The organism is Streptomyces sp. NPDC058877 (assembly GCF_042742855.1).
Classification (GTDB): domain Bacteria; phylum Actinomycetota; class Actinomycetes; order Streptomycetales; family Streptomycetaceae; genus Streptomyces.
In genome coordinates this window covers 1-14290 of sequence record NZ_JBHYMF010000035.1, presented here as the reverse complement: position 1 = coordinate 14290, position 14290 = coordinate 1, and the positions used below count along the sequence as shown (strand labels likewise).

8 protein-coding genes are annotated in these 14290 nt (G+C 67.5%); 4 read left to right on the top strand and 4 right to left on the bottom strand.

Annotation, left to right across the window (positions count from 1 at the left end; translation table 11 throughout):
• Positions 1 to 22: 22 nt before the first annotated feature.
• Positions 23 to 586: an AAA family ATPase gene (locus ACFW2Y_RS11300; protein WP_384876561.1), complete on the bottom strand. Its 564-nt coding sequence runs from the start codon at positions 584 to 586 to the stop codon at positions 23 to 25.
• Positions 583 to 1128, bottom strand: coding sequence for an ATP-binding protein (locus ACFW2Y_RS11295; RefSeq protein WP_384876559.1), 546 nt, complete (start codon positions 1126 to 1128; stop codon positions 583 to 585). Before ACFW2Y_RS11295 ends, ACFW2Y_RS11300 begins: the two co-directional genes overlap by 4 nt.
• 438 nt (positions 1129 to 1566) lie before the next feature.
• Here ACFW2Y_RS11295 and ACFW2Y_RS11290 point away from each other — a divergent pair, with 438 nt between their 5' ends.
• The 3 genes from ACFW2Y_RS11290 to ACFW2Y_RS11280 are packed head-to-tail and all read left to right on the top strand — an operon-like array spanning position 1567 to position 5054.
• Positions 1567 to 2850, top strand: a complete 1284-nt coding sequence (locus ACFW2Y_RS11290; RefSeq protein ID WP_384876557.1) for a helix-turn-helix domain-containing protein — start codon at positions 1567 to 1569, stop codon at positions 2848 to 2850.
• A gap of 12 nt (positions 2851 to 2862) precedes the next feature.
• Entirely contained in the window at positions 2863 to 3786 is a 924-nt protein-coding gene (locus ACFW2Y_RS11285; protein ID WP_381545078.1) for a phosphotransferase family protein, read from the top strand.
• Positions 3787 to 3845: 59 nt separating this feature from the next.
• Entirely contained in the window at positions 3846 to 5054 is a 1209-nt protein-coding gene (locus tag ACFW2Y_RS11280; RefSeq protein WP_384876555.1) for an IS4 family transposase, read from the top strand.
• Between the two features lie 433 nt (positions 5055 to 5487).
• Here the strand turns inward: ACFW2Y_RS11280 and ACFW2Y_RS11275 are convergent, their stop codons facing one another.
• A complete protein-coding gene (locus ACFW2Y_RS11275; protein ID WP_384876553.1) occupies positions 5488 to 6864 on the bottom strand; it encodes an IS1380 family transposase in 1377 nt (458 codons plus the stop codon).
• A gap of 375 nt (positions 6865 to 7239) precedes the next feature.
• On the opposite strand from ACFW2Y_RS11275, the gene ACFW2Y_RS11270 reads away from it, so the two are divergent.
• Positions 7240 to 8418, top strand: a complete 1179-nt coding sequence (locus tag ACFW2Y_RS11270) for an ISAs1 family transposase (RefSeq protein WP_384876551.1) — start codon at positions 7240 to 7242, stop codon at positions 8416 to 8418.
• Here ACFW2Y_RS11270 and ACFW2Y_RS11265 read toward each other — a convergent pair whose 3' ends face one another.
• Complete coding sequence (locus tag ACFW2Y_RS11265; RefSeq protein WP_384876549.1) at positions 8419 to 14175, bottom strand: LamG-like jellyroll fold domain-containing protein; 5757 nt, start codon at positions 14173 to 14175, stop codon at positions 8419 to 8421.
• Between the last annotated feature and the right edge of the window lie 115 nt (positions 14176 to 14290).

Here is a 14290-nt window from a genome sequence, read left to right as displayed (position 1 = left end):
TACTCCGTGCGTCGTGCGGCTATCAGTGGCAGGAATGAGCCGTGGGAGGCTCGCTGGCATAGGGATGCGGCGCGTGCGGAAATCGCGCAGTTTTAGGGGAGTCGGCGAGTGCGTGCAGAATCTCCGCGATGCACTCGGCCATGGGCTGTTGGGTGTCCACGACGATCTTCGGAGCCAGAATCGAACCCGCGCTCCCGGCGTCTCCCGGGGGCCCTTCAGCGTCCTTGTGGGCCTTTTGAGCGGGATCCTCCGACACAGGGGCTGTGCGGACGCATTCGATGACGTGAAGGCGGTGGCCTATACCGCCGGCGAGATGCCGGAGCGCTCGCACATCGCGGGCCCGTGTGAGGGGATGAGCATCGAGGACTACCGGGGAAGTGGGGCGCTGGTGGAGATTCCACACCGCGGCCTGCAACAGCCACTCGTAGAGGCGGGCCGCTTGCTCGTGCGAGGTGGTGCGGGACGTAGGGAACATCACGGTTCGCAGTTGGGCGAGGTCGAGCAGGACCCCGCCGATGACGATCGCGAGATGTCTGGCCAATTCCGACTTGCCCGTACGCTGCCGACCGCCGATGGCGACGATCACCGCGCCTCCACAGCCGTGCATCCGATCGAGGCGACCGCACGCTTACGAGCGGGTACCTCCGCCTCGCCCGGCCAGCGGAAGAAGGCCCACACTCCCTTGCCGACAACCTCTCCATCACGTGTCGCGGGAGCCGCCGTCCAGTGGTCGGCAATCGCGGAGACGAGCCGGAGACCGCGCCCACCGTCCGCGGTGTCGGGCCGGAACACCGGCGCGGGAACATTCGGCGAGTTGTCAGTCACCAGGATGCCGAGTGCCGCGCCGGGTTTGACGGAGAGCGACAGCCCGAGCGTCTCGGTCTCGCCCGCCGGCCGAGTTCGACCATGAAGCACGGAGTTCGTCACCAGCTCGCTGGCCACGAGAAGGACGCGGTCCGTCAGCTCGTCTTTGCGGCTGAATCCCCAGCCCATGAGCTCTTCCTGGAGGAACTGCCGCGACTGGGGCACGGCCTGTCCCGAGTTCGCGAGATGGATCGTAGCCAGTTCCGCCTCGACATCGTGCGCCAGGACAGCGAGGAACTGCCCGGTCTTCCGAGTCGACGTCATTGAGCGCACCCCCAATCCTGGATGGCGGGTGCCGCCGGCCGATGTCCGGAGCGCGGCGGCACCCGCAGGCTCACGAGCCAAGACCGTCAGGTGTCGTGGCCGGCGAGCGGCTTGTGGTCTCGGGAAGCCCGAGGAGGGCAAGAGTTGCCCCCGTGCACCACGAGCGGCAACCGTGACGGTTCACGTAAACGTGACTGGCTTGCGTGACGCTTCACGTATTCCAGGGCCGTACTTGACGGAGCCGCGTCTTCTTGACGCAGAGCGGACAGCATGTCAGTACGCTGGTCGGCGAGTTCGAAGGGAATCAACTCCATGCGACGTGGCCCTGGACCTCATCGTCCGTCCTGCGCAAAGCGGTTACGTGCGAGCGGTGCCGAACGCGGACACTCAACCGACGAGATCGCCCGTACAATTCAGGCGCACTGCTCCGTCTCCCCCTTGCGCGCACAGCGTCTGGCCAAGGGCCTCACCCTGACCGAGGCAGCGGACCAGATCCGCGAGCTCGTCTCTGACCTGGACAGGGGCCCCCGGGTCACCGTGGAACAGCTGCGGCTCTGGGAAACGGGAGGGCATCAACCGCTTCGCACCACCGTGCTCGTGCTCGCCGCCTTCTATGGCTGCTCGCCCGGGGATCTGGGCCTGGAAGACACCGAGGCCGTCGCCGGCATCGTCCTCCGGGCAGAGTCCCGGCATGGGCACCGCGCCGAGATCACCTCCATGTCCGCCATCGGCGAGCGGATCCCGACGGCTGCCGAGCACCTCTCGCACAGGGTCGACGCCGCGCGGCGTGCGGTGGACCGTACCCTGGCCTCCGCGACGGTCAACTCCAGCCAGCTGGACCACATCGACGAGATGGTCCTTTGGGCCAGCCAGGAGTACATCTCCACCCCGCCGGCCCTGATGCTCACCCGCCTTCTGGACCTCCTTGCCGAGGTCGAGGAGCTGGCCGCATGCCGACAGCCGGCCGCCGTCCAAGTTCGGCTCTCGGAGCTGACTGCGATGCTCTCCACGCTGACTGCCGACGCGCTCATGAAGCTTGGCGACCTCACGCGGTCGCGATCTTGGTACGCCACAGCGCGTACCGCTGCGGACGACAGCGGAAACTCGGAGCTTCGAGCTCGCGTCAGGGCTCAGGCCGCGATGCTGCCCTTCTACTACGGTCCGATCACCCAGGCGGTGAATCTGTGCCGGGAGGCCAGGGTGATCAGCAGCAGAGCACGAACCAGCGCCACGCACGCCTTCTCGGCAGCAGCAGAGGCGCGGGCCCTGGCCAAGCTTGGCGCCGAGGCCGAGGCCGAGGCCGCACTGCGCTACGCGACGAAGGTGTTTGAACAGTTCGGCGGAGACTCGGCGGACGATGCCTTCGCCTTTCCGGAGCGCCGCTACCTGCTCTACAAGAGCGGGACGCTGACCGCTCTCGGGCACACGCGCGAGGCCCGCCAGGTCCAGGAGCAGGCGCTCGTCCTCTACCAGGACAAGACAGGGATCGATCCTGCCCTCCTCCGGCTTGAAGCAGCCATCTGCTACGCGCGGGACCGAAGCCCTGACGAAGCGTGCCAGCTGGCCGGCGCTACCTTCCTGCGGATGGACCCCGCCCACCGCACACCGATCGTGGAGGAAAGAGCCCGCGAGGTTGTAGAGGTCCTTCCGGCGGTGATACGGACAGGCCGGGCGGCGCGCGAGCTTCTTGAGATCATCGAGCTTCCGCCAGGCCGGATGTGACAGGACGGGCCCGTGTCGGTAAGCCTGTGCGACATGACAATCACGCCGGCCCCGGGTGGGTTCGACGAGTTCGAGATGTACCAGGTACTAGAGCGGGCATGCGCGAAGGCCGGCCTCGACAGCCGTGATGCGCGTCTGCTGCGCGGTCACACCAACGCGGTTCTCCTCCTGGAGAAGGAGCAGGTGGTGGCCAAGATTGCTCGGAAGGGAACAGACGTCGAGAGCGTTGCGCGCACGGTCACCTTCGTACGCTGGCTCATCGAAGCAGGCTTTCCTACCGCCCCGCTGCACCCTTGCGATCAGCCGCTGATCGTCGATGGGCACTCTGTCACCTTCTGGACCTACCTGCCGCAACCCGAGCACCCGGTGGCGGCCGGGCAGCTGGCCGGTCCCCTCAAGGCGCTCCACTCACTGCCTCCGCCCCCGATCGCACTTGCTGAGCACGACAACATCCGTGCTATCCGCCGCTCACTGACCGCGATCACATGTCTCCCTGCCGCAGCCATCCGATACATGGAGGAGGAGGCAGACCGACTCGAGGGGGCATTGTGGGGAGTCGACTTCGCTCTTCCCCCCGGGCTGATACAGGGCGACCCACAGCACCGAAACGCGTTGCACACCACCGACGGATCTGCGGTGCTGTGCGACTGGGACACGGTCGCCCATGGTCAGCCGGAATGGGACCTCGTCACGGTCGAAGTCCACTGTCGGCGGTTCGGCTACGGCCAAGCTCACTACCAAGCCTTCGCGAGCACCTACGGGTGGGACGTAACGAAATACGCCGGCTACTCGGTTTTGCGTGATATTCGGGAGCTGCGCATGATCACCACTAACGCACGAAAAGTTCGACATGCTCCTGAGTCTTTGAGTGAGATCCGGCGGCGATTCGACGGGCTTAGGAGGAGGGACACGCAGCTCCCCTGGAACATCCTCTAGCCTCAATACCAGTGACTTAAGGGTCGCTGCTGGTAGCGTGGCATCCAGGAGGTGCCTGGATGCCACGCCCTGGGCAGGTCAAGCCGGAGACGGATGAGCGGTTGTCGGACCGGATCGCGGTCGGGCTGCTGACGCGTACGTTTCCGCCGGAGCTGGTGGACCGGGTGATCGCCGAGTCCGGTCGCTCGGGCCAGCGCACGCGGCTACTGCCGCCGCGGGTGGTGGTGTACTTCGTGCTGGCGATGTGCTTGTTCTCTGGGCAGGGGTACGAGGAGGTCGCGCGACTGCTCACGCAGGGGCTGACCTGGGCGAAGCGTTGGTCGGGCGCGTGGCAGGTGCCGACCACGGCGGCGATCTCGCGGGCGCGGGTGAAGCTGGGGCCGGAGCCTTTGGAGGCGCTGTTCGCCGAGGTTGCCCGGCCGTTGGCGACCGAGGGGACCCGGGGTGCCCGGTATGGGCGGTGGAGGCTGGTGGCGGTCGACGGCACGGTCTTCGACGTGCCCGACAGCGAGGCGAACGCCGCGTACTTCGGGCGGCCGAAGACCCATCGGACCGAGCGATGTGCGTATCCGCAGGTGCGGATGGTGGCACTGGCCGAGTGTGGCACCCACGCCATCACTGCCGCCGCTCTGGGGCCGCTGTCATCATCCGAACCGGCCCTGGCCCGCAGCCTGTTCGGTCATCTCGGCGTAGGGGATCTGCTGCTGGCCGACCGCGGGTTCACCGGCCTGGAGCTGTGGCGGGCGGCCTCGGCCGGCGGCGCGGACCTGTTGTGGCGGGTCCGCGCCCACCAGGTACTGCCGGTCCGTCAGGAACTGCCCGACGGCTCGTACCTGTCGGAGATCGTCACCGCGAAGGACCACCGCAAACGCGCCGACCCCGAGGTGGTGCGGGTCATCGAGTACACCCTGCAAGGCCCGGGCCTCCCGGAGCAGGATGCGCCCTACCGACTGATCACCACCATCCTCGACCCCGACGCCGCCCCCGCCACCGACCTTGCCGCCCTCTATCACGAGCGGTGGGAGATCGAGACCGCACTGGACGAGCTCAAGACCCATCAGCGCGGCCCCGCCCAGGTCCTGCGGTCCCGTTCACCTGAGGGCGTCGAGCAGGAAGTCTGGGGCCACCTGCTCGTCCACTACGCGATCCGCAGCCTCATGCACGTCACTGCGGACGCCGCCCAACTCGACGCCGACCGGCTCTCCTTCACCCGCAGCATCCGCCTCGCGCGCCGACAGGTCACCGCACAGGCGGCCTTTTCCCCCTGACCACCTGGCCGCAGCCCTGGCAGAGGGCCTGCACGAGATAGCCCGGCACCTGCTGCCCGCTCGCCGCAGACGCTTCAACCCCCGCGTCATCAAACGCAAGATGTCCGGCTTCGGCGTCAAACGCGACGAACACCGACGCCCTCCCCAGCCCGACCGGAGCCCAGCCGAGGCCGTCGCCATCGCCCCGCACTGGCGCACAGCCTCGATCAACCCACCGACGAAGGCCCCACGAAGCTGAGACCCGATCCTTTAAGTCACTGGTATTGCCTCTAGCCTCGAAGTTTCATGACGGTCCGCCGACGGAGTCGGTGGACCGTTTTCGTGCCGTGGGCTGAGGGTGTGCAGGCTGAGGGCCCGAGTGTCGCCTCGGGGTGGCGCCGGTTTCCACTGCTCCGGGCCGGTGGTGCTGTCGAAGGGACGGGGAATCCGCTGGTCAGTCAGGGGCGGGCAGTTGGGTGAGCCGGTCGAGGGCTGCGGTGATGTGACCGGTCCAGGGCCAGTGCCGGGCCAGGCGGAGGATTCGTCGGCGGCCGGTGGTCACGAGCTGTCCGGCCGCGGTGAACAGGCGGAGCCGTAGTCGGCGGGGCTCCCAGAGTCTGGCCTTGCCGGTCAGGGCGAGCATCGGCATCCAGGCCAGCAGGTCGAGAGCGATCTGCATGATCTCCAGCCAGAGCCGGTTCTGGGCCGTGCGGTGCAGGGGCAGGTTGCGCAGGCCGGTGGCCCGGGCGGCGCGGATGCGGTCCTCGGCCCGGGCCCGCAGCCGGTGACGGAGTTCGAGCTCGGTGATCGGCCGGCCAGGGGTGTTGGTGGCGAAGCAGGTCAGCCGCATGCCGTCCGCGTCCGTGAGCCGCAACTGGGCACCGGGGTGCGGCCGTTCCTTGCGGACGATCAGCCGCATACCCTTGGGCCAGCCGTCCAGAACGTCGCCGGTGAGTTCAGCGACCCAGGCGCCGTCGCGTATCTCGCCGTCGGCCTCGACGGCCGCCGTCCAGGCTGATGCCGGAACCTTCAGCACATGCTGATGGACCTGCTCGGTGATCACCATGCCGACCGAGTAGGACAGCCACCGTCCTCGCTGAGCGAGCCAGGCGACGAAGTCATGGGTGCCGCCCGCGGAGTCGGTGCGGATCAGGGTCCGGCGCCCGCGCCGGTGCTTCTTCGGCAGCTGGGCCAAGGCCAGTTGCGCGGCGGTGATGTGGTCGGTGGCCGTGTTCGATCCCGCGTTGCCCGGTCTGAGCAGGGCCGCGACCGGTTCACCCGTGCCGCCCGGTCCGTGGTCGACGAACCCCATCAGCGGGTGGTGGCCGTAGGTTCGCTTCCACGTGGGTGCGGCGTCCTCCTTCTCCGAGTGTGCGATCACCAGCACCCCGTCGAGGTCCACTGTCACCGTCCCGCCCGCATCAGGTGCCTTCCGGTCGGCCAACCGCCAGACACGCTCGCGGACGTCAGCCCGCGCGCCGCGAATGGCCCGCAGGGCCTTCTCCCCGGAGGCCGCGAGGGTGTCGATGAGGCGGGAGACCGTCGGGTCGGAGGCCACCGGTCCGAACACGGCCGGCTCGGCCCGCAGCATGGCGACATCCGCCAGGCAGTCCCCGCCCGCGGCGACCGCCAGGGCCACGTCCAGCAGGATCTTGCCCGGATCGTGCACCGCCCGCGACTTCCGCCACGGCGTCAGCGCCGCGGATATCGCGCTGTCCAAGCCGACCTTGCGGACGGTCTCGACCAGCAGCACGCCCCCGGCCTGCGAGACCACCGTCCGGCCGCCGCCCTCGATGCGGACACGCGGGTAGGACCCGATACGCTTCTTCACCTGGAGAGTGCTTCTTTCCGTGCAGCCAACAGGACCCTAGACAAGTCCCATCGTTGCAGGTCAGAAGCACTCTCCGCTTATTTGATCAAGCCTCGGACGCCCCGCCTCATGAAAGCGCGAGGCTAGCGTTCGGCCTGAGCCCTGCTCCCCCGGCAACGACCTCTGGCTGATCGACGGCCGTCTCGTGCTGTTCCACTGGTTCACCGGTGATGGCGAGCAGGGCTTGGGCGAGTTCCGGGGTCGGGCGGTTGGTCGGGCCGTGACCGGTTGGGGTGCATAGCGGAGCAGGCACGGGCTTCGTGATCATTGGGGTGTCGAAGCTCAACGATCATGAGGTGGCCCGTGCCTGCCGCTGCATCTTCTCTCATCCCGCCGGTGCTGGTGAAGCTGGGTCCGCTGGATGCCAGTCAAGTCGCTGACCTGCGGCCCTTTCTGGAGCGGGTGCCCGACCCGCGGGCGAGGCGGGGCCGCTGGTACTCGCTGACCGCGATCCTCCTCGTCTGTGCCTGCGCGGCCGTCTCCGGAATGAGGAGTGTGGATGAGATCGCCGAGTGGGCGGCACGGGCCCCGGACACCGTGCTGACGGCCCTCGGAGTCCGCCGGCATCCGCTCAGATGGCGCCGTGCCCCCTCGCGGACCACGATCGGCCGCGTGCTCGCGGCCGTCGACGGTGACGCCCTGGACCAAGCAGTCGGCGCCTACCTCACCGCCCGGAACACCGCGGGAACAGTCTCGGGGAAACGACAGGTGATCGCCGTGGACGGCAAGGCACTGCGAGGATCGGCCCGCCTGAACGCCGGCCGCAGACACCTGCTCTCCGCCGTCACTCACCACCGGGCCCTGACCCTCGCCCAGGCGGAGGTCGGAACCAAGACGAACGAGACCGCGCACTTCCGGCCCCTGCTCGAACCGCTGGACCTGACCGGCACCGTCGTCACCTTCGACGCCCTGCACTCGGTCAAGGCGAACGTCACCTGGCTGGTCGAGACGAAGAACGCCCACTACATCGCCATGATCAAGCGGAATCAGCCGACCGCCCACCGGCAGCTCGCCGCCCTGCCCTGGCCTGACATCGCCGTCCAGCACACCGCTTCCTCCACCGGACACGGCCGCCGGGAGTCCCGCTCGATCAAGACCTGCGGCATCGCCGACGAACTCGGCGGGATCGCCTTCCCCCACGGCCGCCTCGCCCTCCGCGTCCACCGACGCCGCAAACAGACCGGCGAGCGCGAGAGCCGCGAAACCATCTACGCCGTCACCAGCCTCGACGCCCACCAGACCACCCCGGCCGAACTCGCCGCCGCCGTCCGCGGCCACTGGGCCGTCGAGGCCCTGCACCATGTGAGAGACGTGACCTACGCCGAGGACGCCTCCACCCTCCACACCGGCACCGCACCCCGCGCCATGGCCACCTTCCGCAACCTCGCCATCGGCCTTCTCAAAACCCTCGGAGCCGTCAACATCGCCAAGACCACCCGCGCAATCCGCGACCAGCCCGAACGAGCCCTCCCCCTCCTGGGCATCACCAACAACCCGGACACCCAGGGAACTTGATCAAGCCCTGGCGGGAGACGGGTCGAGTAGCCACGTGTCTCGTGAGGTGAAGCGGCCAATGCCGGGCTGGTACCAGCGGGCGGCCATGTTGACGTCACCGGTGGTGGTGTCGGTCCAGCCGGACTGGTAGCCGACGGTGGGGTTGGTGCCGTTGGTCGCGGTGGTCTTGCCGAAGGGGTCGTAGGTACGGGAGGCCCGGACGGTGGTGCCCTCGGGGTTGAGGTTGGCGATCAGGTCGGTGTGCTGGTCGGTGACGGCCCACTGGGCCGTGGTGCCATCGGTCGAGGACAGCAAGGCACCGTCAGGGGTGCGGCCGTACTCCGAAGTTCCGTCGTTCAGCAGGTTGTTGGAGCCGCCGTCGTAGCGGAAAGCGGTCGGGCCGTAGGTCGCGACACGGTCCAGGGAGTCGTACGTGTAGGTGGCCGAGCCGTCGCTCACCTTGCGCTCGAAGGCGTCGAAGGCAAGGGCCCGTGTATCACTGCCTGTCCGGATGGCGGCAAGGGTGCCGCGAGATGTGTAGTCGTATGTCGCCTGGCCGTCGTTGACCAGGCGATTGCGCCCGTCGTAGGCGGCCGTGCTGGCACCTGCCCGCACGCGGTTGCCGGCCGCGTCCCAACCGTACGCGGTGGTGATGTTGTCCTTGGTCCACGAGATCAGTCGGCCGGCCAGGTCGTAGGTGTAGGTGTTCTTGCCCGCTCCCGCCGTGCCCGTTGTCTCCTTGGAGGTCAGACGATCGGCGAGGTCGTAGCCGTATGACGTGGAGAGGATCTCGGTGGCCTCGTCCGGGGTGGTGACGGCATCGTCGATGAGGCGGCCCAAGCTGTCATAACTGTAGGAGCGTCGCGCCGACTCCACCCACTCCCCGGACCCCTCCTTCTGGACCACATATGCCTGCGTGGTCGGGCGACCGGCGGCGTCCCACGTGTACCAGATGTCAGCGCCGGTCATTTCGTTCCACAGCCACTCCAGACGGCCCGCGCCGTCATAGCCGTACTCGGTGGTGTTCTGCGGGGTGGAGCGCTCAGTCATAGCGCCGTCGTTGTCGTAGGTGTAGCGCGTCTCGCCGGAAGGGCCTTGGGCGTGCAAAAGCTGGCCGCGGTCGTTGTAGGCGTAGGTATTCCCGGCGAGGGGTCCGTCGCCGCCAGCCTCGGTCAGGCGCCCGTCGAGGTCGTAGCCGAGAGTGCGCGGCTGGGTGGCCACGGCGGTGCCGGAGCCGGTCTCGCGGGTGAGGCGGCCGAGGCCGTCGTAGGCGCGCTGCCGCTTGACCCCGCCGGGCAGGAGCTCGGTGACGGGCTGGCCGGCGGCGTCGTACAGGGTGGTCCAGATGCGATTGTTCAGGGCCGAGTGCTGGGTGGTGACCGGTTCGATGGTGGACTCGGGCAGGCTCCAGGTGTTGAAGGTGTAGCGGGTGGTGTTTCCGCGGCCGTCGGTGAGGCGAGTGCGGTTGCCGTTGGCGTCGTACCCAAAGGTCGTGGTGATTGCGTCGGTCTCCGACACCTTTTCAGTCTGTTTGACCATCTGTCCCAGTGCGTCGTAGGTGAACGTGCTGGAGCTGCCGGTCGGTCCTGTCATCGAAACCTGGTTGCCGTCCTGATCGTAGGTGGCTTTGGTGGTGCGCAGGACAGTGGCGCCGTTGCCGTAGTCCTTCGTCTCGATGATGTTGTCCAAGCCGTCGAAGACGAACTGGGTCTTGCGGTTGGCCGCGTCGGTTGTCTCAGTCGTGCGGCCGAGGCCGTCGTAGGAGAAGCGGGTCACACCTGCGGCGGGAGCGGTAACGGTCACTGGTTCACCGGCCGCGTTGAACACGCCCGTGGCGGTCCGGCCAGCCGGCGTGGTGGACGCCGTCTGGTTTCCCGCATCGTCCCAGACGAAGCGGCTGGTCAGGTTCTGCAGAGCCGGATAGCGCTCGACCGCTGTCGCAGTGAGCTGGCGGCCGAGTTCGTCGTACGTGGCTTCGGTGCGCGCACCGGTCGGCGTGGTGGCCGAGAGCTGGAGACCGGTCGGGGTCCAGGTGTAACGGGTGATACCCGCGCCGCCCAGGTCGGTCTGCGCGGTTTCGAACGGGCTGGGCTCGTTCAGAGTGGTGGTCGTGGCGCCCGGGGCCGGGTCGGTCTGCTGGGTCAGGTTGCCAAGCTGGTCGTAGCTGAAGCGGGCGATCCGGCCGAGGGGATCGGTGATGGACGCGGTGCGGCCGAGCGCGTCGTAGGTGGTGTGCGAGACCGCTGCGAGGGCTTCGCTTGCACCCGGCGGGGTGTAGGAGGGGAGCGTCACGTCCGTCGGGCGGCCGAGTTTGTCGACCGAAGTACGTGTGACAGCGCCACGTGGATCACGGCCCTCCGTAGCGTCCCCAAACGTGTTGTAACCAACGAGGATGGTCGGACGCGTCGTAGTGGGCGTGGAGCCGTTCTCCTCCGCCTCGATGGGAGGTGCTTTGGTCTCGACGAGGCGGAGGAGAGCGTCGTAGCGGTAGCTGGTGGTGTGCGCGGTCGGGTCAGCTCCGGTGACGGTTCCGCGTGCGCCCACGGTGGACATGAGCATGCCCCGGTCGTCGAAGATGCTAGTTGTGGAGCGGAGGGTGCCGGTTTCGTCGGCGACGGAGGTGCGGACGGGGTTGCCGGCAACGTCATAGTCGGTGGTAGCCGTGGCCGTACGGCCTGTGGTGTCGACCGTCCGCGTCTCGCTCTTCACACGGTCGTCATTGTCGTAGCCGAACGTGGTCTTTCGTGCAAGGTTCTCGGGGTCGAAGACGCTCTGCGTGACACGGCCGACGACGTCGATGGTGTGGGCGACTGTTGCCTTGTCGCCGCCCGTGGATTGGCGAGTGAGATAGCCGGCGCCGTCGTAGGTGTTGCGCTCCAGGACGATGTCGCGACGGTTGCCGTCGGCCTGGGTCACCTGTTTGGCGATCGTAGTCGCGGCCAGGTTGTCGTCAAAGTAGGAGAATTGCGTCGTTGCGCCCATGGCATCCGTGGTGGATGCCAGTCGGCCTGCCGGATCGTAGGCATGGGAGACGAGGACGAGGTCGCGGGGCTGGCCGGAGGGGTCCCCGGTCCAGTTCTTCAGGGTTGTCTCGGAGAGCTGGCCGCGGGGCGTGTAGGCGTGAGCGAGGGTGTTGCCGAGTGTGTCTGTTTCGGTCGTGATGCGGTCGAGAGTGTCGTAGGTGTAGGTGGTGCTGTGGCTCTCGGCGTCGGTCACCAGATCGCTGCGTCCGAACTCGTCGTAGTGGTAGCTCGTGGTGCGTGCGATGTCGCCGCCGGTAGTGTCCTGGGTGGTCTCAGTGAGCAGGTTGCCGTCCGGGTCGAAGGCGCGGCTGATCTTCGCGGTGTGGGTCACACCGGTGATCTCGTTCTTCACTCCCGTGCCGGTCTCGCTGACGACGTTGGACATGGTGTCGTAGCCGTATGCAGTGGTGACACCGTCCGGGAAGGTGTCCGAGGTCTGGGTCTCGGAGGTCTTGCGGCCAATGCCGTCGTAGGTGAAGGAGGTGACGAGTCCGGAGGGGGACGTGACCTTCGCAAGGTCACCATTTGCGAAGTAGGCGTAGCGCGTGATGGCGCCGCCCGGGGTTGTCGTGGTCGCTACAAGGCCCGAAGGAGTCGTTCCGCCGGCGATCGCAGTTTCCGTTCCGGTGGTGTAGGTGGTCAGCGAGGAACGGCCGTCGGCAAGGATCTGCTTATCGAGAAGCCCGAGTGCCGTGTAGCTGCTCGTGGTCTTGTAGCGATCGTCGGTAGGCCCGGTGGAGCGGGCGTCACGCGAGGTCGTTAGCTTGCCGTTGCGGGGGTCGAGCGGATCCGCAGTGTTGTTGTAGTAGGCCGCGTAGGAGGTCCAGCAGGAGTTCGCGTCGCGGCAGGTCGTGCGGGAGACCGGGTTGCCTGCGGTGTCGTGGCCGGTGACGGTGGAGTGGCCGTTGGGGTCGGTAACGGTGTGGAGGTAGCCGCCGGTGTCGTAGCCGTAGCGGGTGACGCCGCCTTCTGCGTTCTCGGTGGCGACACGACGCTGGCCATGCACGACGTCGTATGTGGTGGTGGTCTGGTTACCCGCGGGGTCGGTGACCGTCACGGTGGATGCGAGAGCCGAGGTGCCGGCGAAGGTCCGTGCTGAGTGGTGGTCACTGATCTGGTCAGCGGTCAGAGCGTGCCGGTAGACGGCTGCCTCGTCGATCTGGCCGGTGAAGTAGCTGATGTCGGCGGGGGCCGATGGCCAGGTGCGGGCGAACCCCGCACCCAGGAAGGTTCGGGTGTTCGACTGGTGGTTGACCGGGGCGTTCGCCTTGGTCGCAACGGCGGAGCCGTCGAGGTAGAGGGTCTGGGTTCCGGCGTTCGCAGTGATGGCGGCATGGTGCCACTGGTTGTCCGTGACCGTCTCGGCGGACGCGTTGGACGGGGTGATCCCCGGCGAAGGGTACTCGCCGTGCAGTTTGCCATCGGCTCCGACATAGAGGACGGGCGTCCAGGTACCAGACGTCGTGGTGGCGCCGGCGAGCGCCGCGCTCTGGTCACTCAGCAGAACGCCGGGCTTGGCGGTCTTGAACCACAGTTCTGCGCTGACGTTGGCACTGCCGATGCCGACGCCGGGCACTTCGGCGTAGCCGTCTCCGTTGAACTGGACGGCTTGGTTGTCTCCGGTGCCGAAGGCGCCGGTCGCGCCGAGGGTCGTCTTGGTGTAGGTACCGGTGCCGTTGACAGCGGCGACCTTGCTGATCACCTGGGTACCGGTGGCCTCGTCCAGACGCCAGTAGGCGGCCGGGGTGTTCGCGGAGACTGCGGCGCGGTACTGGTCACCGTTGCCGGCGACCAACTTGTTCCGCGAGCGGTAGTGCTCCAGCACCGTCTGCGCGCTCAGTTCCTTCGTATAGAAGGCGGCCTCATCGAGGGCTCCCTGAAAGTACTTGACTGTGTACGTGGTTCCGCCGTCCCACCCTGGGCTGGAGTGCCCGGCGCCAAGGTAGGCGTGGGCCAGTGTCTGAGGCTTGACCGCGCCGCTGGCGGAGCCGACCTTGACACCGTCCAGGTAGAGCGTCTGTCCCCCGGTTCCCCCGGTGATCACAGCGTGATGCCACTCGTTGTCCGTCACCGCTGTGCCGCTGATGACCGCTGCGCCACTGCCCGTCGTGCGCCAGAAGTTGCCGCGGAGTTTGCCGTTGGCGTCGACGAGGAGGCTCGGATTGTACATCTGCGGAGTGGTGCCGAGTTTAGTGTCCTGAAGGCCGAACAGCACACCTTGAGGGCGATCGGTACGGAACCACAGTTCGACCGAGAGGGCGGTGGCTCCTTCAAGCGAGTCCGCCGGCACTTCTACAGCGGCTTCCGCTCCATCGAAGCCTGCAGCACCGTCGTCCCCCACGGAGAACGTCCCTGTCTGGCCAAGCGCAACGCCATCTTGGTAGGAGCCGTCTCCGCCTGTGAGGATTTCGTTGTGGGCTGCAGCACCGCTTTTATCACCCATCCGCCAGTAGCTACTGGGGCCCGATCCGAGCACGGCAGTGGTGTAGCTCTGCGACCCGGAGGAGTACGTGGGAGCGGAGAGTTTCCAGTTTCCAGCCCCATCCGAGACGTCGGTGACGCGCTCGGTGTCGCTGTCGTAGGTGACCTGGGCGCTCGTTCGCCCGGAGGGGAGAGTAACCGTGGTGAGCCTGGAGGCACCGCTGCGAGCCGCGAAGTGCTCCTTCACCGTTCCAGCATCGAGGGCGTGATGGTAGACGGCGACCTCGTCCAGCGAACCGGCGAAATAGCGAGTGCCGGGTCCGTTGGCGAGCATGCGGCTGGAGTAGCCGGCGCCTAGTAGTGCTTGGTCAGGTTGGTGTGGTGCTTGGTATGTCGCGGTGGCAGGTGGGGCAGGCGCCGGTCCAGGTGGCGAGGAGGGTCTGCAGCTC